Source organism: Aquimarina spinulae, from assembly GCF_943373825.1.
GTDB lineage: Bacteria > Bacteroidota > Bacteroidia > Flavobacteriales > Flavobacteriaceae > Aquimarina > Aquimarina spinulae.
Map to the genome: position 1 here is coordinate 278,769 of NZ_CALSBP010000003.1, position 24,371 is coordinate 303,139.

General features: G+C 31.0%; 20 protein-coding genes. 10 read left to right on the forward strand and 10 right to left on the reverse strand.

Going from position 1 to position 24,371, the window contains the following annotated elements; all coding sequences use genetic code 11:
- Position 1 precedes the first annotated feature (1 nt).
- Positions 2-715, forward strand: coding sequence for a PepSY domain-containing protein (locus NNH57_RS23955; protein ID WP_074406238.1), 714 nt, complete (start codon positions 2-4; stop codon positions 713-715).
- Positions 708-2,426, forward strand: a complete 1,719-nt coding sequence (locus tag NNH57_RS23960; RefSeq protein WP_108809250.1) for an efflux RND transporter periplasmic adaptor subunit — start codon at positions 708-710, stop codon at positions 2,424-2,426. Before NNH57_RS23955 ends, NNH57_RS23960 begins: the two co-directional genes overlap by 8 nt.
- Positions 2,427-2,466: 40 nt before the next feature.
- Here NNH57_RS23960 and NNH57_RS23965 read toward each other — a convergent pair whose 3' ends face one another.
- Together NNH57_RS23965 and NNH57_RS23970 are read right to left on the reverse strand one after the other, a co-directional pair.
- Positions 2,467-3,195 carry a LytR/AlgR family response regulator transcription factor gene (locus NNH57_RS23965; RefSeq protein WP_074406236.1) on the reverse strand — a complete coding sequence of 243 codons (729 nt, stop codon included), beginning with the start codon at positions 3,193-3,195 and terminating at the stop codon, positions 2,467-2,469.
- A complete protein-coding gene (locus NNH57_RS23970; protein WP_108809249.1) occupies positions 3,192-4,232 on the reverse strand; it encodes a sensor histidine kinase in 1,041 nt (346 codons plus the stop codon). Before NNH57_RS23970 ends, NNH57_RS23965 begins: the two co-directional genes overlap by 4 nt.
- 223 nt (positions 4,233-4,455) lie before the next feature.
- On the opposite strand from NNH57_RS23970, the gene NNH57_RS23975 reads away from it, so the two are divergent.
- The 6 genes from NNH57_RS23975 to NNH57_RS24000 all read left to right on the forward strand — a co-directional run bounded on the left by NNH57_RS23975 (position 4,456) and on the right by NNH57_RS24000 (position 13,859).
- On the forward strand, positions 4,456-5,337 hold the full coding sequence (locus NNH57_RS23975; RefSeq protein ID WP_074406234.1) for an ABC transporter ATP-binding protein: 882 nt from the start codon (positions 4,456-4,458) through the stop codon (positions 5,335-5,337).
- A gap of 31 nt (positions 5,338-5,368) precedes the next feature.
- Positions 5,369-8,962, forward strand: coding sequence for a M1 family aminopeptidase (locus tag NNH57_RS23980; RefSeq protein WP_108809248.1), 3,594 nt, complete (start codon positions 5,369-5,371; stop codon positions 8,960-8,962).
- A gap of 255 nt (positions 8,963-9,217) precedes the next feature.
- The gene (locus tag NNH57_RS23985; RefSeq protein WP_108809247.1) at positions 9,218-10,543 is read left to right on the forward strand and encodes a DEAD/DEAH box helicase; all 1,326 of its coding nucleotides are present in this window, start codon (positions 9,218-9,220) and stop codon (positions 10,541-10,543) included.
- A 5-nt stretch (positions 10,544-10,548) separates the two neighbouring features.
- Complete coding sequence (locus NNH57_RS23990; RefSeq protein WP_074406231.1) at positions 10,549-11,859, forward strand: DEAD/DEAH box helicase; 1,311 nt, start codon at positions 10,549-10,551, stop codon at positions 11,857-11,859.
- Between the two features lie 86 nt (positions 11,860-11,945).
- Positions 11,946-12,137 (forward strand): cold-shock protein, encoded by a 192-nt coding sequence (locus NNH57_RS23995; RefSeq protein ID WP_074406230.1) that lies wholly within the window; start codon positions 11,946-11,948, stop codon positions 12,135-12,137.
- Positions 12,138-12,305: 168 nt separating this feature from the next.
- Positions 12,306-13,859, forward strand: a complete 1,554-nt coding sequence (locus tag NNH57_RS24000) for a DEAD/DEAH box helicase (RefSeq protein ID WP_074406229.1) — start codon at positions 12,306-12,308, stop codon at positions 13,857-13,859.
- A 3-nt stretch (positions 13,860-13,862) separates the two neighbouring features.
- On the opposite strand, the gene rlmF is transcribed toward NNH57_RS24000, so the two are convergent.
- On the reverse strand, positions 13,863-14,717 hold the full coding sequence (gene rlmF / locus NNH57_RS24005) for a 23S rRNA (adenine(1618)-N(6))-methyltransferase RlmF (protein WP_108809246.1): 855 nt from the start codon (positions 14,715-14,717) through the stop codon (positions 13,863-13,865).
- An 11-nt stretch (positions 14,718-14,728) separates the two neighbouring features.
- Positions 14,729-15,301: a Crp/Fnr family transcriptional regulator gene (locus NNH57_RS24010; RefSeq protein WP_074406227.1), complete on the reverse strand. Its 573-nt coding sequence runs from the start codon at positions 15,299-15,301 to the stop codon at positions 14,729-14,731.
- A 94-nt stretch (positions 15,302-15,395) separates the two neighbouring features.
- Between NNH57_RS24010 and NNH57_RS24015 the strand changes: the two genes are divergently transcribed.
- Together NNH57_RS24015 and NNH57_RS24020 are read left to right on the forward strand one after the other, a co-directional pair.
- The gene (locus tag NNH57_RS24015; RefSeq protein ID WP_074406226.1) at positions 15,396-15,983 is read left to right on the forward strand and encodes an HD domain-containing protein; all 588 of its coding nucleotides are present in this window, start codon (positions 15,396-15,398) and stop codon (positions 15,981-15,983) included.
- Positions 15,976-17,139: an MFS transporter gene (locus NNH57_RS24020; RefSeq protein ID WP_108809245.1), complete on the forward strand. Its 1,164-nt coding sequence runs from the start codon at positions 15,976-15,978 to the stop codon at positions 17,137-17,139. Before NNH57_RS24015 ends, NNH57_RS24020 begins: the two co-directional genes overlap by 8 nt.
- 128 nt (positions 17,140-17,267) lie before the next feature.
- On the opposite strand, the gene NNH57_RS24025 is transcribed toward NNH57_RS24020, so the two are convergent.
- The 6 genes from NNH57_RS24025 to NNH57_RS24050 all read right to left on the reverse strand — a co-directional run bounded on the left by NNH57_RS24025 (position 17,268) and on the right by NNH57_RS24050 (position 24,172).
- Complete coding sequence (locus NNH57_RS24025; RefSeq protein ID WP_074406224.1) at positions 17,268-17,903, reverse strand: response regulator; 636 nt, start codon at positions 17,901-17,903, stop codon at positions 17,268-17,270.
- Complete coding sequence (locus NNH57_RS24030; RefSeq protein WP_108809244.1) at positions 17,893-19,845, reverse strand: tetratricopeptide repeat-containing sensor histidine kinase; 1,953 nt, start codon at positions 19,843-19,845, stop codon at positions 17,893-17,895. The genes NNH57_RS24025 and NNH57_RS24030 overlap by 11 nt, the downstream gene beginning before the upstream one ends.
- Positions 19,846-19,969: 124 nt before the next feature.
- Complete coding sequence (locus NNH57_RS24035; protein ID WP_074406222.1) at positions 19,970-20,635, reverse strand: S8 family serine peptidase; 666 nt, start codon at positions 20,633-20,635, stop codon at positions 19,970-19,972.
- A 7-nt stretch (positions 20,636-20,642) separates the two neighbouring features.
- Complete coding sequence (locus tag NNH57_RS24040; protein WP_108809243.1) at positions 20,643-21,305, reverse strand: hypothetical protein; 663 nt, start codon at positions 21,303-21,305, stop codon at positions 20,643-20,645.
- Between the two features lie 484 nt (positions 21,306-21,789).
- On the reverse strand, positions 21,790-22,488 hold the full coding sequence (locus NNH57_RS24045; RefSeq protein WP_074406220.1) for a LytR/AlgR family response regulator transcription factor: 699 nt from the start codon (positions 22,486-22,488) through the stop codon (positions 21,790-21,792).
- A gap of 4 nt (positions 22,489-22,492) precedes the next feature.
- On the reverse strand, positions 22,493-24,172 hold the full coding sequence (locus NNH57_RS24050; protein WP_108809242.1) for a histidine kinase: 1,680 nt from the start codon (positions 24,170-24,172) through the stop codon (positions 22,493-22,495).
- Between the last annotated feature and the right edge of the window lie 199 nt (positions 24,173-24,371).

Below are 24,371 nucleotides of genomic sequence, written 5' to 3' on the forward strand. Positions count from 1 at the left end.
CATGGTTAAAAGACAAACAGCAATAAAAATTAGAAAAGCACACAGGTATTTAGGCCTTTTTTTAGGAATTCAGTTTTTGCTATGGACGGTTAGTGGTTTATATTTTAGTTGGACAGATATCGACGATATTCATGGAGATCAATTTAAAAACGAAACTATTGATGTTATATCCTTTAATGACTTGATGAAACCTTCTCAAAAAGAAATAGGAGAACCTATCCAATCATTAGAGCTTAGAGAAATAGCCGGGCAACCATATTATTGGATAAATGAGAAGCAACTTTTTAATGCAACTACCGGAGCGCCAAAACCTGAAATTACTACTTCTGAAGCTTTAAAAATTGCAGAAAAGAATATGTCACCAGAATTAAAAATAATAGGTATAGAAAAAATAGAAAAAGTAGGTAATCATCATGAATATCGTGAAAGACCACTACCAGCTTATGTTGTTTCTTATGAACACTCTCAAAATGTAAAAGCATACATCTCTATAAAAGATGGAAGCTTTCAAAGAGTGAGGCATCGATCGTGGCGTTGGTTTGATTTTCTCTGGATGACTCATACCATGGATTATGAAGGAAGAGATAATTTTAATACAATTATTCTTAGGGCTTTCTCCCTATTAGGATTAATAACAGTATTAAGTGGATTCACTTTATGGTTTGTATCCTCGCCAACGGTTAGAAAAATAAAAAAAAATAAGCGTCATGAATAGGAACATCATTTATATGGGTATAGCAGTTCTTGTGGGACTATTAGGAGGTTACTTTATTTTTGGCAGTAATAATTCTACAAAACACAATCACAATATTGATCAGGAAGAGGTCACAACAAATCAAATGTGGACCTGCTCTATGCATCCTCAAATCATGCAGACAGAACCTGGTGATTGTCCAATATGTGGTATGGATCTAATTCCGGCAGGAACCAAAACAGATGGCCTATCTGCCGATCAATTTAAAATGACCGAGAATGCTATGGCATTAGCAAATATCCAAACTACTAGTATTGGTGACCTAACAACAAGTGATAAAAATAGGGTTATGTTATCTGGGAAAATAATGGAAAATGAAGAGGCAAATGCAGTACAGGCCAGTTATTTTGATGGTAGAATCGAACGGTTGAATGTTAATTATAAAGGACAAGAAGTTAGAAAAGGGCAAAAATTAGCAACTATATATGCCCCAAACCTAGTCGCTGCACAACAAGAACTTATTACTGCAGTATCACTTAAAGAATCTCAACCAATACTATATAAAGCTGTTCGTAATAAATTAAAGTTATGGAAACTTTCAGACAATCAAATCAAAGCTATAGAGTCTTCTGGTAAAGTTCAGGAAAACTTTCCTGTTTATGCAACCGTTTCGGGTACGGTTTCAGAAGTAATGCGTGCGGAAGGAGATTATGTAAAACAAGGGCAGCCTATTTTAAAAGTAAGCAACCTTAGTACAGTATGGGCAGAATTTGATGTGTATGAAAACCAAATTGCACAATTTAAAAAAGGACAGCAAATCAATATTACTACTACAGCCTATCCCGACAAAAAATTTGAAGGCACAATTTCTTTTATAGACCCGACTTTAAATACTAAAACGCGAACAGTTACTATAAGAACTAATCTTAATAACCGTGACCACCTTTTTAAACCAGGAATGTTTATAACCGGTAGTGTTGCAAGTAAAAATAAGACTACAGAACAACTTATTGTTCCGGCAAGTGCTGTGTTATGGACAGGTGAGCGCTCTGTGGTATATATAAAAACAAGTGCTAAAGAACCCATTTTTGAAATGAGAGAAGTAGTATTGGGAAATGCTACAGGAAATACATATATAATTCTGAATGGACTGGATAATGGTGATGAGATCGTAACTAATGGAGCATTTACTGTTGATGCAGCTGCACAATTACAGGGTAAAAAATCAATGATGAACAAAGAAGGAGGGAAGACTATGACTGGTCATGAAGGACATATGGGAATGCAAATGGAAGTATCAAAGTCATTTCAGAAAGATTTTTCACCAGCCTTTATACCATATTTACAAATGAAAGATGCATTTGTGGATTCTAATGCTTCTCAGGTTTCTATTTCTGCGAAAGCAACAAACAAAATCTTAAAAGCAATTAAAGCTTCAAACCTGAATAAGGTAGAAAAAACTTATCTTACTAAGAGTATTAGTATATTAGACCATCTTGCTAATGCCGAAGAATTAGAAAAACAAAGAACCTATTTTGTATCATTGAATGAGAATATAGTAGCGTTAATATCCAACTTTACTGAATTAAATACAGCAATGTATGTACAAAAATGCCCAATGGCGAATACCAATAAAGGAGCTATTTGGATAAGTAAGGAAAAAGAAATTCGTAACCCTTATTTTGGTGACGCAATGCTAACTTGTGGTAGCGTTATTAATACAATTAAATAGAAAAGGTAAGAAGAAGAAACATCATCTTTTAATACTAATACTATTTTTTAATAGCATTGGTTAAGTTATGTTTATAAACATTACCGATAGGAATATCGATTCCTGTTATTTTTAAACGATTACCTTCAATAGTTTGTATTTTTTTAAGAGCGATTATATAGGAACGATGTATTCTTAAAAATTGATTTTTTGGTAAAGTGTTTTCAAAATTGGTTAACCTGTCTAATGATGTAATGGTTTCATTTTCCAGATGTATTTTGACATAACTTCCTAAACTTTCTAGATATAAAATACTGTTTAATTGAATTTGATGCACTTTTTTGTCTCCTTTTATAAAAATACTATCATTTTGATTTACAGTGTTTTTTGGATTTGAGGAAACTTGATTTTCTGTTCCATTCTGCAAACTATCTATCATTTTCTTTTGACTCTGGGCTTTATTTATAGCTTTTAAAAACCGCTCAAAACTAAAAGGTTTTAAGAGATAATCCAGAATGTTTAGTTCATAACCTTCAATAGCATATTCTTGATACGCTGTAGTTACAATAATTAAAGGAGGATTACTTAGGGTACGTAAGAAATCCAATCCTTTAAGCTTGGGCATATTGATATCTAAAAAAATTAAATCTACCTGATTGTCATTTAAATAATTCATAGCTTCAAATGCCGAATAACATTCTTTTACAACATTTAAAAATGAAAGGTTGGCACAATAGTTTTTTATCACTTTATGTGCCAAAGGTTCGTCATCTATTGTTATGCAGTTCATTCTAGATTTAGTTTTAAATCAACAGTAAAAACAGTACCTTTTTTACTAATTTTTAGTTCATGTGCATTTGGATAAATTAAAGATAATCTTCTTTTTACATTTTCAAGACCAATCCCTCCATCATCTCCATTTTCTGTATCACTAAAATTATTTTCAATATACAGATGTGCTAATTTTTCTGTTGTTTGTAGTTTAAAGTTTATAAATGCATTTTTTTCCATGAGATCAAAACCATGTTTAAATGCATTTTCTAAAAATACAATTAAGATCATAGGTGCGATTTGTTTTGTCTCGTTATCTACCTTCTTTTCGAAAGTAATAATTCCACGGTTATGATGCCTCATTTTTTGCAGTTCAATAAAATTTTCTAAATATGTTACTTCTCCACCAATAGATACTCTGGGTTCTTTGCAATCATAGATTGTATAACGCATTATTTCAGACAATTTCAAAATTAATGATGGTGTTTTATCAGATTTTTCAAGAGAAAGTGCATACAAGTTATTTAATGTATTAAAGAAGAAATGCGGATTGATTTGATTCTTTAGTAATGACAATTCTAAATGAAGACGATCATTTTCGATTTGATTTATTTTAGAGAGTTGAATAAACCATCGATAGGATAAGTTTAATAATGTAGAAATCAGTATAATAACACTCATACCTGTAATCCCTTTTTCTGGTTCCATTTCCTGGTATGGTTCATTAAACCAATAGTGATCCATTAAGGGTTCGCCATATCCTATAATACATCCCCAACCAATGATTACGATAAGAAGTAATATAACATAAATGAAATATCGTTTTTTCACTAAATACCTAGGTATAATCCAATATACATTAAAATAAATAGGAGGAGCTATTAATAAAAGGATACTCGAAGCAGCTTGAAGAAAATAATTGGTTAAGAAAGATAGAGTAAATGTATTTTTATCAGAAATAACAAAACCTAGTACAGCTAATAAAATGATACTAGACAATACTGAAACATGAATAAGAATATTTTTTTTTCTGGTATCTAGTGATTGGATTTTCATAGTAATGTATTCTTGGAAATAAAAATATTAAAACTATTGGAGTTTGACTATTCTAATTAACGAATACCATATTTTCATCAATGAAACTACGTTTTTTATCAACGAACAGCATTCATTAATAATAATAGACCTTTTAACCATTTATATCGAGGAGTTGGTTAAAAAAAATTGATTTCTTCTTTCTCTTACCTTCTTTTTGTTGCTGACTTTAAATCAATAGCTTATGGAATTAGTAATCAAAAATTTATGCAAAACATATTCAAACGGAGTAAAAGCATTAGATAATCTTTCCCTCGAAATTTCTAACGGAATGTTTGGTTTGTTGGGTCCGAATGGAGCTGGAAAATCATCACTCATGAGAACGTTAGCCACCTTACAGGAGGCAGATAGTGGTACACTATATTTGAATGATATCAATATTCTCGAAAATCCAATTGAATTGCGAAAAGTATTAGGGTATTTACCACAAGAATTTGGAGTATACCCAAAAATTACTGCAAAGCAATTACTAGATCATTTAGCAATATTAAAGGGAATAACCAATAACAAAGAAAGAATAGAATTAGTGAATTTTTTATTGCAAAAAGTAAATCTATATGAAAAAAGAAACAAAAGTGTAAAAGGTTTTTCTGGTGGGATGAAACAAAGAATTGGTATTGCTCAAGCCTTAATTGGCAATCCTAAACTAATTATTGTTGATGAACCTACTGCGGGATTAGATCCCGGAGAAAGAAATAGATTTCATAACCTTCTCGCAGATGTCGCAGAAGATGTTATTATTATTCTTTCTACACATATTGTAGAAGATGTGAGAGAATTATGCCAAAATATGGCAATCATGAATCAAGGGAAACTAATTTGTAAAGGTAGACCACAACATGTAATCGATGAATTAAATGATAAAGTATGGCAGAAGTTAATTGAACGAAATGAACTAGAAGATTACAGTAATCAACATATGATTATCTCTAATAAAATGGTTGGTGGTAAACCATTGATTCATGTTTTAAGTGACATAAAACCAGGAGTAGGGTTTACTCTTGTTCCACCAACTCTGGAAGATGTGTTTTTTTCCAAAATTAATACGACCAGAGAAGTAATTTAAAATTGTATTAACCAACTTAAAACGTAACATTATGTTTAAATCATTCCTTTTTAAAGAGATTGCTATGGGTATAAAAAGGCCCATGATATATATATTCTTTTTCATATTTACAATAATTGCAACTATCGGGGTTATCAATGATAATATCGTATTTGGAGGAGCTATAGGAAACGTATTAAAAAATGCTCCTCATGTTATCACAATGTATGTAGCGAATATGTCAATTTTTGGATTGTTAATCGCTACGGCATATTTTAACAATGCGGCTTTGAGAGATTATCAAAATCATTTCGATGAAATTCTTTTTAGTACACCCATTGATAAAGCTAGTTATTTTTTTGGTCGTTTTTTCGGAGCACTTTTTTTGTCTACGATCCCACTATTAGGTGTGCTTTTGGGGTTTTTAATTGGGTCTGATATTGGTTCCGAATCGGGAATGATAAATGCCAATAGAATAGGAGACCTTCAATTAAGCTTTTTTATAAATAATTATTTTTTATATGTGTTACCCAATATGTTCGTTTCGGGAGCTATTATTTATGCCGTAGCTCTAAAATGGAAAAGTACTATCATATCTTTTATCGCAACGATCATCATTATTATTGGATATCTGGTGGCAGGAACGTTCTTAACCGATATTAGCACCGAATACTTAGCTGCACTCACAGATATTTTGGGGGTTAGGGCATATCAAATAGATTCTAAATACTTTACAAGTGTTGAAAAAAACACAAATGTTATATCTGCAAGTGGGTGGTTATTTATAAATAGAATCCTTTGGGTAATTATTGGGCTTGTTATCATCATTAGTTCATATCTGTCTTTTTCATTTATTCAGAAGAATAAAAAAGTAGAAAAAGAAAAGAAAGTCAATAAAAAAGAGCAATCAATAAGAATTTTCAATCTTCCAAAAGTGCAAAGTAGCTTTAATTTTACGACTTCAAAAAAGCAGTTTATTAGTTTTTTTAAAATAAACTTTTATACTATTTTAAAAAGTAACACTTTTAAAATAATGCTTATCGTTGGTGCTTTACTTCTAGTTAATAAATTACTAAATGGGTTTGATTTTTATGGAGTTAAATCATATCCTGTTACTTATAAAATGTTGGATTTTAATCGGCCTGTAAGTACGATTTTTGGAATGATCATGTTAGTTTTTTTTAGTGGAGAATTGGTGTGGAGAGAACGATCAAGTAATATTAGCGGAGTTATAGATGGATCACCACACAGTTCAATCGTTTTGCTTCTTGCCAAAATTACTTCATTAATAGCGATTAATGTTATATTCGATATGTTCCTTATTTTGATTTCTATTAGTTATCAATTGTTTAGTGGATATACCAGTCCAGATATCGATGTGTATTTATTAGATTTTATTTACTCAGGATTATCAATGTACATAGCCTGGTCCTGTATTCTAGTCTTTATACAAATTATTATAAACCATAAATATATAAGCTATTTCATTTCAATACTATTACTTTTTTTATTTGAATTTGTTATTGTAGATGCTTTAGGAATAGAATCATTTATGTTAAATCTTGGTTTCACTCCAAATTATCAATATTCTGATATGAATGGTTTTGGTGCAGCACTAGTTTCAAAAAATTGGTTTAGTTTGTATTGGATATTGTTTGGCTTTTCACTCATTACTATAGGAAGTCTTTTATGGATAAGAGGCTCTGTAAAAGGAATAAAAGATAGAATTAAGTCTGCCAAAAAGCATTTTGTAAAGAAATATGCATTGACTTTAATTACAGTTTTTTGTTTGTTTTTCCTTACTTCATGTTTTGTTTACTACAATACACAAGTAGTAAACTCTTATAAATCTGCCAATGAAATAGAAGTTATGCAGGTTTCTTATGAGAAGATGTACAAAAAATTTGAAAATATCCCGCAACCCAAATTTGGTGATGTTACCTACGAAGTAGATATATATCCCGAAGAACGTAATTTACTTGCTAAAACTCATACTGTCTTATTAAACAAGACAAATGTGGCAATAGATGTTTTGCATTACTCTATTTCGCGGTACTATGCAACAGAAAAATGGGACATTACTTTAAAGATTCCGAATGCAAATTTAGTTTTTGAGGATAAAGAATTAGGATACCTAATATATAAACTGGATACTCCATTACAACCCGGTTCTAAAATAGATATCGTTATAGAGGCTGTATATAAAAGTCAGGGGTTCGAGAACAGTGTTTCAAATTTACGCGTCGCAAAAAACGGAACTTTTATTCAGGAAGCCTACATATTACCAACAATTGGATATGATGAAAATAATGAACTCATGGATCAAAATGACAGAAAGAAATATAATCTTCCAGTAAGAAAACAAATGGCACTATTACGTACTAATGATAATATTAACACTAAGCAAAATTATTTTACCGAAGGAGAATCTGATTGGGTAAATGTTGAAACGATTATTTCAACATCAAGTAACCAAATTGCTATTGCTCCAGGAACATTAATAAAAGAATGGAAAGCTAATGGACGTTCATATTTTAAGTATAAAAATGATCACAGCTCTTTAAATTTTGTCAATTTTATGTCTGCAGAGTATGAGGTATCTCGCAAAAAGTGGAATGGTATAGATATCGAAGTATATTATCATAAAGATCATGATTATAATATTGATATGATGCTGGATGCTATAGAAGAATCATTAAAATATTATACCAAAAACTTTGGGCCTTATGTTCATAACCAGGCCAGAATCATCGAGATACCAAGGTATTATAACTTTGCGCAGGCATTTCCTGGTACAATGCCTTATACCGAGGGTGGTGGATTTACAACTGATCTTTCAAACAAAAATGATAACAATATTATTGAAGCTATCATTGCGCACGAAATGGCACACCAATATTGGGCACATCAGGTAGTTGGGGCAAATATGCAAGGAGCTACTATGTTATCTGAAAGTTTTTCAGAGTATGCTGCATTAATGGTAATGAAAAACAGGATAAAGGATGATCGTAAAATGAAACAGTATCTGAACTATGATTTCGAAAAATATCTAAAAGGTAGAAGTGCTGAAACCGAAAAAGAATTGCCGCTGTATAAAGTAGAAGATCAAGGGTATATTCATTATGGTAAGGGAAGTGTTGTGCTGTATGCTTTACAAGATTATATAGGAGAAGATAAAATGAATACTGCTTTAAAAAACTTTTTGGATGAATATAAATATAAAGAACCACCCTATCCAACAACGCATGATTTTCTAAGACATCTGAAACCGCAAGTTCCCGATTCATTAAATTACTTGATAACCGACTGGATAAAAGAAATCACCTTATATGATTATCGTTTAAAAGATGCTACGTATAAAAGGAAAGAAAATGGGAAATATGAAGTCTCCATGGATATTGAAGCATATAAAATAAAAGTCGATAGTTTAGGGGTCGAAAACAAGGTGAGTCAACGTGATTGGGTAGATATAGGAGTATACAGAGATACAGATGAAAAGCACTTAATTTACTCAAAAAGAGTCCTTTTTGTCGATGAGAAAATGAATTTCTCTTTTGAGGTTGATACCATTCCTGCAAAAGCTGTAATCGATCCAAAACGATTATTAATAGAAAGAGTAATCGACGATAATAGTAAAGAATTTTGAGAAAGATATCATCTTTAATAAATATTCAGCAAAAGAGCATAAGAGTAGGGTAAAGTGTAAATAGTGGTTAGTACTTTTAATTTTGGTTTCCTATTCTTATGCAGCAGCTGAAGACAAAATATCATAGACCTCATACCTATAGACCAAAGATCTTGATGAAAATAATATACCCTGTAAAACCATTTATTCGCTAGCTTTTTTAAAACTGTACGGAATACTCTATTTTATACCTCTATCTTTACCAAAAATTATTTTATGTCAAGACAGTTTTCTGATTTAGGAGTTTTAGTTCCATTACAAAAAAGTTTAGTAGATCTAAATTTTTCTACACCAACCGATATTCAGGAAAAATCAATTCCTATTTTATTACAGAAGAAAGATGATTTTGTTGGTTTAGCCAAAACCGGAACAGGAAAAACAGCTGCATTCGGATTACCGTTGTTGCAAATGATTGATGCAAGTAATCCAAGTATTCAGGCCGTAATATTGGCTCCGACCAGAGAATTAGGACATCAGATTCATAGTGATTTAACATCTTTTACTAAGTATTTGCCAGATATTTCTATCGCATCGGTGTGTGGAGGAATTCCTATTAAACCCCAAATAGAACGTTTAACGAATACAACCCATATCGTTATTGCAACTCCTGGACGTTTAATTGATTTAATTAATCGTAATGCTATTGATATTAAAAAAGCTAATTACCTGATTCTTGATGAGGCAGATGAGATGGTAAACTCATTAAAAGAAGATTTGGATAAAATAGTTGCAGTGCTACCAAAAAATAGAAGAACCATTCTGTTTACTGCTACGATGCCAGGAACCATAAAACAGATGGTGCAAAATTATATGTCTAAGCACATTATTCAAGTAAGTGCAGATATGGAAACCGTTGGGCATCAAGGTATAGATCATAGATATGTTGTTGTAGAACCAATAGAAAAATTAGAGGTATTAATGCATTTTCTTAGTTCAAAAGAAGGAGAACGAGGTATTATTTTTTGTAAAACAAAAGCTGCAGTAAATAAGCTGGCAAAGAATCTTGCAATTAATAAATTTTCTTCTGGTGCACTACATGGTAGCTTATCACAGCCTATTCGTGATAGAATTATGGGACAATTTAGAGAAGGACATATAGATATTCTTGTCGCTACAGATTTGGCTGCTAGAGGAATTGATATCAAAGAAATATCATATGTAGTCAATTATCATTTGCCAGATGTTTACGATACCTATGTACACCGAAGTGGAAGAACAGCAAGAGCAGGAGCAAAGGGATTATCTTTAACAGTATTACAACAAGACGAAGTAGAAGATTTGGCAGAATTTGAATCTGTTTTAGGTATAGCTTTTAAAGAATTCAAAAAAGCTGATGAACAAAGTATAGAAGAAAATAATGGGCTTTTGTGGGCAAAGAAAATATTTAAAACCAAACCCAATCATACAGTTTCTACTGAATTTAAAGATAAGATTAAAACAGTTTTTCATCACCTTACCAAAGAGGAATTGATAGAGAAACTGTTAGCAAATTACCTTGCGCAACATACAAAAACAGAAATACCTAAGAAGAAAAAGAAATAAAACGTATGGCAAATATCATTAAAAAGCAACAGCATATTCTTGATAAATTAAATATTAAGTGTTTGAATCCAATGCAGGAAGATGCTCTTGTTGCCATTGAGGAAACTGAAAATACGATTATACTTTCTCCTACCGGAACAGGTAAAACTCTAGCATTTTTATTGCCTATTATTGCTAATTTAGATCCTGAAAGCATAGAGGTACAAGCTTTAGTTTTGGTGCCATCAAGAGAATTAGCTATTCAAATAGAACAAGTCGTTAGAGAAATGGGATCAGGATATAAAGTAAATGCTGTATATGGTGGTCGCTCTATTTCTAAAGATAAAATAGAACTGAAGCATACTCCGGCAATTCTTATTGGTACCCCAGGTAGAATAGCAGATCATTTCAGTAGAGAACGTTTTTCTAAAGAAAGCATAAAAACATTGGTGCTGGATGAATTTGACAAATCATTAGAAGTTGGTTTTGAATACGAAATGAGAGGTATTATAAATGAACTGCCAGGAATAAATAGAAGAATATTAACCTCTGCAACACAAGAAATAGACATTCCTGATTTTGTCAAATTAGAAAACCCAACTATTATTGATTACTTGGGTGATGGTGTTTCTAATTTAACAATAAAAACGGTAGTATCTCCTTCAAAAAACAAGTTAGATACTCTTGTTGCATTATTACATCAATTAGGTAATCAACCCGGAATTATATTTTGTAATCTAAAAGATACTATAAGCGAGGTAAGTCACTTTCTGGATAAAAATAATATTAATCACGGTTGTTTTTATGGAGGAATGGAACAAAAAGATAGAGAACGTTCTTTAATCAAATTTAGAAACGGAACCCATCAGATCATTATTGCTACCGATTTGGCAGCCAGAGGAATCGATATCCCAGAGATTAAATATATTGTTCATTACCAGCTTCCGTTAAAAATAGAAGAATTTACACATCGAAATGGTAGAACAGCCAGGGTAAATGCTAAAGGAACCGCATATGTTTTAAAATGGGAGAAAGAAAACTTACCAGATTTTATCGAAAATTCTGAAATAGAAACGATTACTAAGAACTCTATACGAAAACCTCAATATTGGCAAACTTTATTTATCTCCGGTGGAAGAAAGGATAAAATCTCAAAAGGAGATATAGCCGGTCTATTCTTTAAACAAGGTAAAATTAATAAAGACCAATTGGGAGTTATAGAGTTAAAACAAGATTGTACGTTTGTTGCTGTTCCTGTTTCTATAGCCGATGAACTAGTTGCAACATTGAATAATAGTAGATTAAAGAAGAAAAAAATAAGAGTAACTAGTATCTAGAAAGAAATATAAGTTTCATTGCTTGTAAATTTATGGCATCATATTTGAAATGCATAAAGTAATTATTAAAATTAAATTATATTACAATGAGTAAAGGAACAGTAAAATTCTTCAACGATGCCAAAGGTTTCGGTTTTATTAAAGAAGAAGGTTCAAACAAAGAGCATTTTGTGCATATTTCTGGATTAGTAGATGAGATTCGTGAAGGAGATGAAGTAGAGTACGACCTTAAAGAAGGTAACAAAGGATTGAATGCAGTAAACGTAAAAGTTATCTAAACATATACGCTTAAATTTTGTATCAAGAGGCCCATCATTTATGATGGGCCTCTTTCTTTATAATACACTGAAAGAACATTTCTTATAAAGTTTATTATTTTTTAAGACAAAATCCTTTTAAAACTCCTGAAAGACATTAATTTTACAGGCCTAAAAAAATGGAAAGTTATGTCTGAGATGACTACAGAGTCAGAAGAAAGAAAAACCGGTAAAGAATTATACAGTTACCAAAAAGGAGCAATCAATAAGATTTTTAAAAGTTTTGAAGACGCTCCAGAAGATTATCACCTGTTATATCAACTACCAACTGGTGGTGGTAAGACAGTGATTTTTTCTGAAATAGTAAGACAATACCTTAAACATCATAATAAAAAGGTGTTGGTGATGACACATCGTATAGAACTGTGTAAGCAAACATCTAAAATGCTTACCGGGTTTGGGGTAGTTAATAAAGTAGTTGATAGCAAAGCAAATCTTGATGACCAGGAGGAGTATAGTTGTTTTGTGGCTATGGTAGAAACTTTAAATAATAGACTAAATGAAGATAAACTTGATATCTCAGACATTGGTTTAGTCATTATTGATGAAGCACATTATAACTCTTTCACCAAATTATTTAAGTTTTTTGAAAAATCTTTTATTTTGGGAGTTACGGCTACACCATTGAGTTCGAATATGAAATTGCCGATGAAGGATAACTATAATGAATTGATTGTTGGCGAAACGATAGAATCTCTAATCGAGAATGAATTTCTTGCTCGTGCAGAAGTCTTTGCTTATAATATGGGATTGACATCTTTAGAGGTTGGATCCAATGGAGATTATACAGTAAAATCATCAGAAGATCTGTATACAAACCAGGATATGCTGGGTAAATTACTAGATGCATATAAAAAACATTCTTTGGGCAAGAAAACGTTAATTTTTAATAATGGAATTAATACTTCATTACACGTTTTTGATACATTTAGAGCAGCAGGATTCCCCATTGCACATTTAGATAATACGGCCACAAAAAAACAGAGAAGTCAAATCCTAAAATGGTTTAAAGAAACACCTAATGCTATTTTAACATCGGTAAGTATTTTGACTACAGGATTTGATGAACCTACGGTAGATACAATTATCTTGAATAGAGCTACCAAATCTTTGACTTTATATTATCAAATGATTGGTCGTGGTTCTCGTATTCTTAAAAACAAATCTAAGTTTTCTGTAATTGATCTGGGCAATAACCTATATCGTTTTGGACCTTGGGGTGCAGATTTAGATTGGCAAAAAATATTTAATTCACCAAATTATTATATGGATAAACTCCTTAATGATGAGGAGATTGAAGGTAAGTTTAGACATGAGATGCCAGAAGAATTAAGAGCAGAGTTTGCTAATTCTGAAGAAGTATATTTTGATATCAAAGAGACGTATATACAATCTGTAAAGAATGGTCAATCATCTAAGGTTGTATTGGAACAATCTATAGCTCAGCACGCCAAGATATGTATCGAAAATAGTGAAGATATTTATGACGCATTGGGATTAGCTAAAATGCTGGGTGAGGACATTAATTATAGAATTCAGGCCTATGCTAAATGTATCAGTAAGAGTACTCATAATTTTTTGACCTGGTTAAAGGATGATTATCGAAAGAAGTTAAGTACGTATTTACGTGATAATTTTGATACTTTGTTTGAAGAAATTCATGGGAGACCACCAGAAGACTAGTATCTAAAATTTCCAAACAATAAAACGGCTTTTTTTATTACCCTGTTCCATTGCAATGGTAGTATGTGTTGCCTTCAGTTTATCTAATTGTTTCTCTAATTTGGGTAAGTGTTCTTTCTTAGAAACGAGGCTTGTAAAAAAACCTACTTGTTTAGCAAAAGTAACGCTTTGTTTTATCATTCGTTTTAAGAATAAAGCTTCACCGCCATTACACCAGAGTTCATTGGCCTGGCCTCCAAAATTGAGTTCAAGATGTTCTGCAATACCTAAATTCTTTACCTTTCTAAGTGTTCCTTTAGAAGCTTCTTTTTGTGAAGTGTGAAATGGTGGATTACACATGGTGAAATCAAAGTATTCCTCGTTTTTTATAACTCCTTCAAATATATTAGCATTGTTAGTCTGGTGTCTTATTTCAATAGAATCACTCAGCTGCTGATTTATTTTAATATTATTTTTTGCAGATATCACCGCTTTTTCATCAATATCTGCTCCTACCATATACCAATCATATACTTGTGCTCCTAAAATGGGATAAATGCAATTGGCACCCATGCCTATATCTAAACCCTTTATTTTGGTAGTAACTCCTTCTTTTGCCAGCATATCAGCCAAATGATGTATATAATCCACTCTCCCAGGAATAGGAGGGCAGAGGTAACCTTCTGGGATATTCCAATCCTTTAATCCATAATGATACTTTAAAATAGCTCTATTCAACTCCAAAACTGCTTTATGATCAGAGAAATCTATTGTACTATTTCCAAATGTATTGATAAAGACAAAAATTTCTAATGCCTCATGCGCATTAATTAGTGTTGTAAAATTATATGGTTTATTATGAATATTATTGGGATGCACGCTTATTTAATTTATTTATGATTCTTATCGTTTAATTTCACTAATACCCTGTTTAAGCTTCTTAAAGTAATTCCCATATAATTAGCGATATCTTTTTTAGAAATCACTTCTGTAAGCTCTGGAAAAGCTTGTTTAAGCTTTAGAATATTATCTTCTATGGTATAGGATTGTTGGTAAGAATGTCTTGGAGCCTTATAACCAATTTTAACTGCCATAGCTTTCATAACCAATCTGTTAAATCTTTTGTCTTGCTCTAATAAGTAATTGAAATTTGTATATGAGATTTTATAAACTTCTAGTCTTGTAATTGCTTCAATACTACAAAAGCTTAATTTACCACTAAAGACTTCTAATTCTCCAAACTTCATTCCTTTTCCCAGGAACTCCTGAATAAAGTCCTTTCCATTTTCATCAGACAAATAACATTTAGTGATACCTTCCTTAATAATAAAAACCGAAGTATATCTTTTATCTTGTTCTATTATTTTTTGTTTTGGCAAAAACCTTTCTTCAATAAAATAATCAATATCCAAACGACAAAGAATATCAATGTAATCCAATAATTCCTGGTCCGTTCTTATCATTTTTTCTTGTACTTGGACATTTGTCCTTTTTATTTAATTCTACAAATTATTTCTTTGAACCCAGTAAAATTATACAATAAAAAGGGATAAAATAATGCAAATGGAAAGATTATTAAAGCAGATAGAGTTTATAAAGGAGATTGATAAAATTAAATACATCCAACGTCAAACCAAATTGTTTAATAGTAATAGACGAGAAAATGATGCAGAACATAGTTGGCATTTGGCTATGATGGCACTTGTTTTAGTAGAACATTCTAACACATCTATTGATATTCTCAAAGTTTTAAAAATGGTATTGATTCATGATATTGTTGAAATAGATACAGGTGATATTTTTATTTATGATACCACAAAAAATCATACAAATACCGAAGAAGAGCTAAAATCAGCTAAACGAATATTTGGAATACTCCCTGAGGAACAATCAAAGGAACTAATAGAAATTTGGTTAGAGTTTGAAGAAGGAAAAACTGATGAGGCAAAATTTGCCAAAGCATTAGATAGATTTGAACCTACTCTTCAGAATGATTCTAATAGTGGCGGTACATGGCATGATTTTGATGTTGAATACCAAAAAGTACACGAAAAAACAAAGACTATAAATAAAGGTTCTAATAGCTTGTGGGAGTATTCTGAAACATTAATTAATACATATTATAAAGTCGTATTGGATGATTAATCGGAAACATTCTATTTATACGATTAATTTTGCATTGATTAGTTTAAGTTCCTTATTCTTTTCAGCGAGCTATAATATGTTAATCCCAGAATTACCCGCATATTTAAGTAGTCTTGGTGGGGCAGAATATAAAGGGTTAATCATTTCTTTATTTACACTTACAGCAGGTTTGTCAAGGCCTTTTAGTGGTAAAATCACAGATACAATAGGACGTAAGCCCGTAATGACTATTGGTATAATTGTATGTTTAATATGTGGTTTTTTGTACCCTGTGTTAACTACTATTTCGGGTTTTCTTTTTTTAAGACTATTACATGGTTTCTCTACTGGTTTCAGTCCGACAGCAATTTCTGCATACATAGCAGATATTGTTCCCAAAGAACGTTGGGGAGAAGCTTTCGGGATACAAGGTTTATGTTTTAGTACAGGTTTAGCTTTGGGCCCAGCTTTGGGGAGTTTTATAAAAATGTATTATTCTTTTGATGTACTATTCTATAGCTCTTCATTAATTGCTTTCATATCTGTCGCGTTAGTCATAAATGTAAAAGAAACCCTTAAAACTCACCAGCGCTTTAACCAATCTATTCTCAAGATTTCAAAAAATGACATCATTGCAGTAGAGGTTCTACCATCTGCAATTGTAACTTTTTTATGCTATATCGCTTTTGGAGTTATTTTAACCTTAATTCCAGATTGGAGTGATCATTTGGAGATTATTAATAAAGGAACGTTTTTTATTGTTTTTACTATTTCTTCTTTGTGTATTCGATTTATGACGAGGAAAGTATCAGATAATTATGGGCGAAAAATTATAATTATTATAAGTCTTATCATTTTATTTTTGGCACTCATCCTCATTGGCTTCCTGGATACGGCTAATGGATTGCTTATTGCAGCAGTTTTCTATGGATTAGCTATGGGAATACTATCTCCAACATTAAACGCCTGGACTGTAGATATGAGCGACCCTAATCATAGAGGGAAAGCAATGGCTACGATGTACATTGCACTAGAAGCTGGTATTGGTTTAGGGGCTTTCTTTTCTGGATGGTATTATCAAGATGTCATTTCTAAAATCCCACTCATTATGTATACGTGTGCATTAATGGTTTTTATAGCATTTATATATATGATGTATAAAGTTAAAGAAAAATGATAGTTTTCAAATAACCTTCTTAAAAAAGTATTAGAGTCATGTAATTAAATTGTTTAAAGCTAATTGGTAGTAATGAGTTAAGACAACACAATATTCATAACAAGAAAGCGTACATTTAGAATAACTACTTATAACAATTGTTTTTCTATAGCAATTTTAATAATACCAACACTATTTTTGGCACCAAGTTTACTCATCAAATTCATTCGATGAGTTTCAACTGTCTTTACACTAATAAATAATTTTTCAGAAATTTGTTGAGTAGTCAATTCTTCATAAATTGCAATAAGAACATCTTTTTCTCTTCTGGTTAAATTTGGTTTTAATCCATTACAATTTTTATTCTTTATGGATTGTTTTAATAGTTTACTATGGATATCTTTTTGTAAATATAATTCTCCAGAAAGAACTGTTTTTATCGCACTAATGAGCTCTAATTTATCAGTGTTTTTTAGTAAATAACCATGTACACCATTTTTAAGCATACGTTTCACAAAGGTAATATCTTCAAAATTTGTAAGTGCAATAATTTTTAATTCAGGGTAGCTTTTAAGAAGTTGTTTGCTTAAATCAATCCCATTAATATCTGGTAAATTAATATCTAACAATAGTACATCTGGTAGCTGTAATGCTAAGTTAGTTATTGTTATTTCGGCATTCTCATAGACTCCTGTTATTTCAATTTCTGGTGTCGTTTCAAGCATAGACACAATACCATTAAGTACCATAACGTGATCGTCTGTTATTGCAATTTTAGTTATCATCGAATTTGTCTGTATCTATTTCTATAGTATAAGATGTTCCTTGGTTATTTGATATTAAATCCATTGTTGCGTGTAAACACTCTATTCTGGATTTAACATTTTCTAAACCAATCCCGCTATTGGTTTTAACTTGATCTGTATCAAAGCCCTTACCATTATCTTCAACAGTGAGATGAATACTATTTCTTCTACAACTCATCTGTACATGTATTTCATTTGCTTGAGCATGGTTTAAGCTATTGGTTACTAATTCTTGTATTATTCTAAAGATATTTATTTCTACACTCTTAGGTATTTGAATAGGATCTCCGATATGCTGAAAGTTAATATTTTGCGGATGTATTTCATCCATATTTTGACAATATTCATAAGTTGCTTCTATAATATTGAGTTTTTCTAAAGAAGGAGGTATTAAATTATGTGAAATTGCCCGAACATGCATGCACGATTCATCAATCATAGAAACTACTTCTTTTATTACTTTATCATTTGTTTCTAATATTGAAGACAGTTTATATTTTATGGCAGACAGATCTCCATTTACACCATCGTGTAGTTCTTTTGCAATTCGTAAGCGTTCTTTTTCTTCGCCTTGAATTAAGGTTTCTAATGTTTTTATTTTAAATTCTCTTTTTAGAGTAAAAATTTCTTGATTTTTACGTTTCTGCCTTTGTTTAAATACCAACCATGAAAGAAAGGAAATTAATAATAAAAAAGTAGATATTCCGATTAGGTAATTAAATTGTGTTTTCTTTTTTTGAAGGCCTTTGGCACTTTGTTCTAATTCTAATTGTTGAGTTAATATTTCGTTATCCTTTTTTTTGGTTTTGTATTTGATTTCAAGCTCACTAATGCTTTTTAAATGATCAACCTGAAGAATACTATCTTTGTATTGAGTATGACTTTTAAAGTTAGCTAAAGCTTGTTGTGGACTATTTTGTAGTAAATAGGTGTCACTGAGAGCCAAATATACTTCGGAAATCAGGGATAAATCATTAATATTTTTTGCTAGTTCTAAAGCTATATTGAAATGAGATTGAGAGATATCTTTTTGTAATAATTTACCATAAGTGACTCCTAATTGCATATGAGTTTCAACTAACTCATCTTTATCCTCCAGTTCTTCTCTAATAACTAAAGCTTTTTTTAGTAATATAAGCGATTTATTAAGTTGATTCTGTTTTTCAGATACAACTCCTAGATTATTATAATTTCTAGCAATTTCTTTCTTATTTTCATTCTTCAAATTAACAATTAGTGATTCATTAAAGTAATCACTTGCCAGTTTAAATTTAGATAATTGCACATAATTCCCTCCTATATTATTTAAAATAGTACCTAAGGCAAATTTTATATTTTCGTTATTCGTAGATTTTGAAATAGCAACCGCTTCTATTTGATGATCAATACTTTTTTGATACTCATCAAGAATCATATATACATTTGCAAGATTTAGAAGCTTGATAAATTTCCCGTACTCATTCTTGTTTTTTTCGTCATATACAATTCCTTCAAGGTAGATTTCTATTGCTTTTATATAATCGCCTTGATTTTTACATAGCATCCCTAGAGAAGAATAAACCGCAGATTTATCTAATCCTTCTGAATCAAATATCTGAAAAGAGTTTTCAAAATAATATTTAGCCGAATCGTATCTATTCGTATATAAAAAAGCATTTCCTATATACAGATTAGCTTTTGCTTTAATTTTAGTGTATTTAATTTGTGTTGCAAGTTTTTCTGCTCTTTTTCCATAAATTAAAGAGGTGTCAATATTTTGATATAAATAGTAATAGGCCAAATCATTTAATACTTGTGCTTTGATAGTGTCTTCTTGTTTTTTATCTAATTCGAGTTTTAAACTGTCTATGATTGAAGATGTTTGTGCCAAAATAGATTTTGCCGCTATAAGAACGATTAAAATGCTGATTTTCGTTTTCAAATTGTTGTTGTTTTTTTAGAAGAATACTATAAATGTAATGGTTTTTATATGTTACTATATTTTATATAGGTTATATATGAATTCATGATAGGGTCTTGAAAGAAATAATAATGGTCTAAACCTGTTATTTATTATTCTTTATACTAATGGTATACTTTTCTTTTTTTGATAAGTAATAAAAGGCATTAGCAGAGAATCTTGCCGTTGCTATACTGCAATTAATTCTTTCACCCACAAAAAAATCCATTTGATTTTCTCCTCCATATATTCCAAAACTATTAATTTTATTTTTTGGATTGTAGTTTAAATTCAGAGGTAACTTATTATCTTGGTTTAGTCCAACAATTGAAATTGTATATTTTTTATGAATAAGAGGATTATAAAAAGTGTTATTATTTCCTGCCGAAACACAAATTACAACTTTATTTTTATAGGCATGTTTATATGCCGCTAGCATTTCGGATGAAATACGTTTTGTTCCCATAACTTCTAAAGAAATACTAATAACATGAGCTCCTTGATCCACAGCTTTAACAATAGATCTAGCTAACAAAATATAATTCTTGAAAACAGATTTGTGTTTGGGGTAAAAAGGGCAAATAATGACATCTGCTTCTGGATTTTCTTCGGTTATTATTTTTAACATTTTTTGTCCGTGATTTCTAAATTCGGGGACTCCAAAAAAATCGGAGTCCCATGAATCATTAGGATCTGTAGTAAATACTTTAATCTTTTCAGACCGTTTATATGGTAAACCATCAATTAATGCTACTCTAATACGTGCATTCATAGTGTTTTTAATTACCGCCACAACCGAAGATATCAAATTCCATTATTTGTCCAAATGCACCTCCAGTTACTGACCCATTATTTTCGAGTTTAGCTTTTGGGGTACAACCTTGCTGAATGCTATAAAGCAGGACGGCACCAAAAACGCTTAAACCTGTTATAGCAACGATTGAGATACATATTGCAACCGTCATACCTATCATTACTTCATTAATAGTTATATTTCTAGAAATTAGAGAATCATTGATTGGGTTGATTACATTAAAAAGCTTTTGAGCATCAGGTCCTTCAACTCTTAAAGTAAAAGGTTTTTTTTGATTGATATAGCCTATAGATAGTTGATACCAATCCCTTTCTCCAAAAATCACTATAGGTTTTTTTGATACACTACTATTATCATCAGTAAATACTTTTAGTTTATAACTACATTTACTAAAAGGACTATAGGTCCACATAACTTTTATCTCCTGGTTACCTGTTGCATTGACCTTAGGTGTACTCAATACGTTAAATGTTGCAATACCAATATGCGATGATGACATTGTGATCGTTAAACGTGAGTATTTTTGCCCTACAGGTATTTTTATTTTTATTGTATCAATACCAGCTCCACTAAGAATATTGTTATTATTACCGTGTGATTTTGTTTTGTTATAAATTAGTTTTGACATTTTATTAAGTCTTTTATTATTAATATTTTTTTAAATGAAAAATGTTTGAATCTTAGATTTTTTTTAAACTAAAAAACTGTACCCAGATATTTCATAAAATTGCTGTTTCTGATTTGTGTCATTCTTGTTTTATTTAATTCCTATTTTACTGATTACAAGGTAGTTTTGTGTATTATGAAAAGCTTAAGGGTATTCCCTGATTTGTTAAAAATCAGGGAATACCCTTAAGTATAATATGGGGTTTAGCTAATTATCTATAGCTTTTTCTGCTATCTACAAGTGTTATTATAGAGACTGGAGTGTATATCTGTTAAGTGTAGATAGAGTGGTAGAGAAGACTTCTAAATAAATTGGGGTTTCTAAAACAGTATAATTGAATGGATAAATGGTTATAGAATGGTAATTAGATCGCAATTCGGAGGTATATACAAAAGATAAATTCAAAGCTAATTAATTGTTTTTAAACAATGCCCTAGATCAGATATTACAACCATTTTGCTTTTATATCCTTGTATTTTGTTCTTCCGATAGGAATAAGTTCGCCATTTTTTAATTCTGCAATATACTTACTACCAGATTTCACAATAATTTCTTTTATCTCTGATATTTTTACCAAATATGATTTATGAATACGTTCAAAAGTATCTGGTAGTAATTGCTGTAGTTTTTCAAGAGATTTATCATGCAATTCTTTTTTTCCGTTAGTAAGGAATAGTTCTGTATACCCACCTGCACCTTTTATAAATAATACTTCTTCTATAGGGATCAATTGTATTCTCCCTTTTTTCTTAACTGCCAATAGTTTGATCTTATGAGGTTCTGTTTTTTCTTTTGACAAAACTCTATTAAAGGCCTGCTCTAATCTACCTTTGCTAAAAGGCTTAGGTACAAAGTCTAACACTCCGTATTCAAAAGCTGATATTGCTCGTTCACTATTTGCAGAAATGATAACAGTATGAAACGATTCTGAAACTGCCGTACCAAGGATATCAAAACCATTTTCTCCATTAAGGTTTAAATCCAGAAGTACTACATCCAGTGAATTATTTTTAATAAATTCTAGTGCTTCGGGTAGTGCTTCTACGCGGTGCAACGAGCCTAGTGTGTTTGTAAAGAATTCTCTGGTCATTCTTTCAATTCTCTTGGCTATTCTGGCTTCATCTTCAACTATTAAGATATTCATAGGGCTAGTTATCTATTTTTATACTGTTTTTCCAACCATTTGATATAGCTTCAGAAGAAAAATTCCATTTAGAAGCATAGCTTTCTGTTAGTCTTGCCTTAATATATTTAATTCCTGTACCTTCTATTATCTTTTTTTCTGCATCTCTCACTCTGGCAATCGTTAAAAATGTATAGGTTTTACAAGTATCACTTGTTTCAAAAATTAATTTGAATGTTATACTATTGTTGTCATTAGGAAGGCCATGAGTTATTCCATTTTCTAATAAGGTATGTAGTATTGCGGGAGGTATTTTTTGATTAGGATCTATGTTTTCTTCTTCCCAATGATATTTTATTTCCTTTCGATATTCCATAATGTTAAGATGTGTACGGCATAGTTCTATTTCCTGACCAATAGGAATTAGGGTTTGATTTTCTATTTGATTAAAAAGTTTAAATTCCTGAGCCAGTGCTTCTATAAAAGCAACTCCTTTTTGTGGTGATTCTTCAACCCAATCAATCAATGAAGTTAGTGTATTCATTAAAAAATGTGGTTGAATATTCTTTTTTAATAATTCTAGTCGAAGGCGAGTAGATTGTACCAAAGATTCTTCATAAGCAAGCCGCTGTTCTTTTGTTCTTACAGAGAGGATATAAAACATACCTAGAAGGATAATACCAAAACCTGCAAAAAGACTGATATCGTAATAGGTAATAGCATTTATAAGGGCACATATAAGCAATGCCAATAGTACTATGATAGCCCCTTTCATTCTTTTATAGATCCCAAAAACTACTATTCCAAAAGAAAAAAACCACATGGTCATAGCCATATTATAAGCGGTATAATCATGATTTTCATGTTGTATTGAGAATACATATATTAGAACACCTATATATATCCATAAAATTATCTTCTGTTTGGGAAAAGGAAATTGTAATGAAAAGTATAGAGGAGTCAAAATTGCAATAATAAAAGTTAGAACTCCTATAATTTCCAATCGAATGTGATGTTGACTATAATGAATAGGAACATAGAATTTAACATATTCCATCATAATTAAAGCAAAAAAGAGAAAACAGTTAATGCTAAAGATTAGGATTGGATATCCTTTGTTTTCGCTTAAAAAAAGGAAAAAGAAATATAGCGAAGCTAATAAGAATGCACCCGCAAAAATATGCATAAAAGCTGTATTGATAAGCTCGGATCTTACCAAGTGATCATAATCATCTACATAGACATAAAGTTTTCTCGAATGATCGGGATAATAATGTAGACTAGTTCGTAATGCCAACACATGTGATCCTTTTGTTGCTAAAGTATCTGGGATACCAAAAGTCGCCCATAACTCACCAGACGGATCACGAGTAGTTTCTTCTCCGGGGTTTCCGTTTTCACCAATGAGTACACCATCCCAAAAGACATCGTATTCACCAAAAGTATTTATAAATATCCCATAACGTTGAAACAATTCTGGGGCCTTTGTGATTTCTACCTCGGTTCTGGACCAAAAAACTTCTCCTTCGGTTACATCTACTTTATTTTTCCATTGTTGATCATTCCAGTTTTTGGTAGCCCATTCTGGGTGATCTCCCAATTTATATCTCGAATCGTTGGTCTTAGAAACACGATCTCTAGAACAAGAACTTACTAGCAGAACAGTAAATACTAAAAGGAAATAGTATAATAATTTAAAATTCATGTATTGTAAAATAGTATCTAGTAAAATTAACTTAAAAACCGGACTTCTTAGAGCTGTTCAATGATATATAGAGCAGTTGATCAAAAATACCTTGAAAAGATACTGACTAAAACCGAGTTTTACTCTATCAATTAAAAATCGACAGTATGTGATATACCATGATCTATTAGATTAAAATAAAAATCTAAATGAATATTGG

What these genes read in the sequence shown, in the direction of transcription:
- NNH57_RS24015 (WP_074406226.1), top strand. Translation starts at nt 15,396, where the DNA reads ATGCAAATGGAAAGATTATTAAAGCAGATAGAGTTTATAAAGGAGATT.
- NNH57_RS23995 (WP_074406230.1), top strand. Translation starts at nt 11,946, where the DNA reads ATGAGTAAAGGAACAGTAAAATTCTTCAACGATGCCAAAGGTTTCGGT.
- NNH57_RS23970 (WP_108809249.1), bottom strand. Translation starts at nt 4,232, where the DNA reads ATGAAAATCCAATCACTAGATACCAGAAAAAAAAATATTCTTATTCAT.
- NNH57_RS24040 (WP_108809243.1), bottom strand. Translation starts at nt 21,305, where the DNA reads ATGTCAAAACTAATTTATAACAAAACAAAATCACACGGTAATAATAAC.
- NNH57_RS24045 (WP_074406220.1), bottom strand. Translation starts at nt 22,488, where the DNA reads ATGAATATCTTAATAGTTGAAGATGAAGCCAGAATAGCCAAGAGAATT.
- NNH57_RS24035 (WP_074406222.1), bottom strand. Translation starts at nt 20,635, where the DNA reads ATGAATGCACGTATTAGAGTAGCATTAATTGATGGTTTACCATATAAA.
- NNH57_RS24050 (WP_108809242.1), bottom strand. Translation starts at nt 24,172, where the DNA reads ATGAATTTTAAATTATTATACTATTTCCTTTTAGTATTTACTGTTCTG.
- NNH57_RS23975 (WP_074406234.1), top strand. Translation starts at nt 4,456, where the DNA reads ATGGAATTAGTAATCAAAAATTTATGCAAAACATATTCAAACGGAGTA.
- NNH57_RS24010 (WP_074406227.1), bottom strand. Translation starts at nt 15,301, where the DNA reads ATGATAAGAACGGACCAGGAATTATTGGATTACATTGATATTCTTTGT.
- NNH57_RS24000 (WP_074406229.1), top strand. Translation starts at nt 12,306, where the DNA reads ATGTCTGAGATGACTACAGAGTCAGAAGAAAGAAAAACCGGTAAAGAA.
- NNH57_RS23960 (WP_108809250.1), top strand. Translation starts at nt 708, where the DNA reads ATGAATAGGAACATCATTTATATGGGTATAGCAGTTCTTGTGGGACTA.
- NNH57_RS23990 (WP_074406231.1), top strand. Translation starts at nt 10,549, where the DNA reads ATGGCAAATATCATTAAAAAGCAACAGCATATTCTTGATAAATTAAAT.
- NNH57_RS23980 (WP_108809248.1), top strand. Translation starts at nt 5,369, where the DNA reads ATGTTTAAATCATTCCTTTTTAAAGAGATTGCTATGGGTATAAAAAGG.
- NNH57_RS23955 (WP_074406238.1), top strand. Translation starts at nt 2, where the DNA reads ATGGTTAAAAGACAAACAGCAATAAAAATTAGAAAAGCACACAGGTAT.
- NNH57_RS23985 (WP_108809247.1), top strand. Translation starts at nt 9,218, where the DNA reads ATGTCAAGACAGTTTTCTGATTTAGGAGTTTTAGTTCCATTACAAAAA.
- NNH57_RS23965 (WP_074406236.1), bottom strand. Translation starts at nt 3,195, where the DNA reads ATGAACTGCATAACAATAGATGACGAACCTTTGGCACATAAAGTGATA.
- NNH57_RS24020 (WP_108809245.1), top strand. Translation starts at nt 15,976, where the DNA reads ATGATTAATCGGAAACATTCTATTTATACGATTAATTTTGCATTGATT.
- NNH57_RS24025 (WP_074406224.1), bottom strand. Translation starts at nt 17,903, where the DNA reads ATGATAACTAAAATTGCAATAACAGACGATCACGTTATGGTACTTAAT.